This window comes from Sphingobium lactosutens DS20, assembly GCF_000445105.1.
GTDB lineage: Bacteria > Pseudomonadota > Alphaproteobacteria > Sphingomonadales > Sphingomonadaceae > Sphingobium > Sphingobium lactosutens.
In genome coordinates this window covers 1-610 of record NZ_ATDP01000022.1, presented here as the reverse complement: position 1 = coordinate 610, position 610 = coordinate 1, and the positions used below count along the sequence as shown (strand labels likewise).

At 66.1% G+C, this 610-nt stretch carries 1 protein-coding gene; it reads right to left on the bottom strand.

The annotated features are described in order from the left end of the window. A partial coding sequence (locus RLDS_RS29415; protein WP_021224263.1) for an ABC transporter permease occupies positions 1-610 on the bottom strand: 610 nt, incomplete at both ends.

Genomic DNA, 610 nt, shown 5'->3' with positions numbered 1-610 from the left:
TGCCGCGCTCCCATTCGCGCGCCACCACCAGCGCGGTCAGCATGGTGCCGATGATGGTCATGACGATGGCGATCGCGCCGGGCACCAGCGCGCGGCGGCTTTCCAGTTCGGCGTTGAACCAGTAGCGCGGCTCCATCGTGACGGCTGCGCGTGGCGTCTCGCCATCAAGCCCGCCCCGCCAGGTCTGCACCACGCCCTGCGCATAGTTGGTGACATAGTTGGCGGTATTGGGCTGCGAACCGTCGGCGATGATCTGCACCAGAGGCCGCGTGCCGCGATCGGCCAGGCGCTGCTCGAAATCCTGCGGGATCACCACAAATCCGCGCAAATCGCCCGAGACGACCTGGTCGGCGACTTCGCGCCGGTCATGGGCGAAGGTGACGTCCAGATAACGGGTGCCGGCGAAGGCGGCGGCCAGCGATTGCGCCGAAGCAGATTCGGATTCCTGCACGACGCCGATGCGCACCGCGCGCACATCGAGTGATACCGCATAGGAAAACAGCAGCAGCAGCACGACCGGAAGGGCGAAGGCGATCAGCAGCGTGGACGGGTCGCGCATCGCCTGCAGGCTTTCCTTGAACACCAGCGCCCAAAGGCGCTTCGGATCGAA